Origin of the sequence: Photorhabdus sp. P32 (genome assembly GCF_038085095.1) — a bacterium.
GTDB lineage: Bacteria > Pseudomonadota > Gammaproteobacteria > Enterobacterales > Enterobacteriaceae > Photorhabdus > Photorhabdus luminescens.
Window position 1 is genome coordinate 1 of the sequence record NZ_JAZGJN010000108.1, and the last position, 1,203, is coordinate 1,203.

At 51.5% G+C, this 1,203-nt stretch carries 1 protein-coding gene; it reads left to right on the forward strand.

Features of this window, described 5'->3' with window-relative positions; all coding sequences use genetic code 11:
• Positions 1–22 precede the first annotated feature (22 nt).
• Positions 23–1,144: a hypothetical protein gene (locus V2H77_RS00545; RefSeq protein WP_341497244.1), complete on the forward strand. Its 1,122-nt coding sequence runs from the start codon at positions 23–25 to the stop codon at positions 1,142–1,144.
• Positions 1,145–1,203 lie beyond the last annotated feature (59 nt).

Below are 1,203 nucleotides of genomic sequence, written 5' to 3' on the forward strand. Positions count from 1 at the left end.
TATTTTTAACGAGGATATATATATGAAAAAAGAACCAGTTAATACATCAAATCCAGATAATATCGAATTGTCTGTTACAAACGAGATAGAAGCCGCAAATTCACCTATCGCGGTGTCCGGTATTGTCCCAGTGACGAATACCTATAACGGCCGACTCGAAGTTTTTGGTGTAAGTACTGATAATGCAATATGGCGCAATGGACAAACGACACATACAGGCTCTGCCTGGACCGGCTGGACCTCGCTCGGCTTAAAGGCGACCAGCAAACCCGCCGTTCACATCAATTCAGACGGTCGATTGGAAGTATTCGCACGTGGCGCCGATAACGCCCTATGGCATAACTGGCAAACCGCCCCCGGCGCCGGTTGGTCAGGCTGGCAATCTTTAGGTGGTACGATCACCAGTAACCCTGTGGTATCCATCAACGCCGATAGCCGACTTGAAGTCTTTGCCCGCGGCGCCGACAACACGCTTTGGCACATCTGGCAAACCGCTCCCCACTCTAATCCGTGGTCAGACTGGTATTCTCTGGGCCAAGTGATCACCAGTAACCCGGCAGTCCATATCAACTCTGACGGCCGACTGGAGGTTTTTGCCCGCGGTGCCGATAATGCACTCTGGCACATCTGGCAAACCGCTCCCCATACCAATTATTGGTCAAGCTGGCAGTCATTAAGCGGAAACATCACGAGTGACCCGGTGGTCATCTGCACCGTCGATGGCCGGCTTGAGGTTTTCGCACGCGGCAGCGATAACGCACTCTACCATATCTGGCAAACCGCCCCCTATTCCAGTCAGTGGTCTAATTGGGCCTCATTGGGTGGTATTATCACCAGCGCCCCTGCGGTAGTAAAGAACTGCGATGGCCGACTTGAAGTCTTTGCGCGCGGTGCCAACAAAGAACTTTCGCTCTACCACATCTGGCAAAATGATACCCATTCCGGTTCATGGCACAACAACTGGGCCTTATTGGGAGGCGTACTTTCCAGCGGCCCAGAAGTCGTGAAAAACTCTAATGGTCAACTTGAGGTCTTTGTACGCGGTGACAACGCACTTTGGCACATCTGGCAAACCGCTCCCAATCAATGGTCTAACTGGACATCCCTCGGCGGCACCTTAATCGATGCTTCCGTGATCAAATAATTTAAAAGGAGCCAGATTCGCACAATATACGCGTAACTTTCTGGCCCGATGCATTAGAG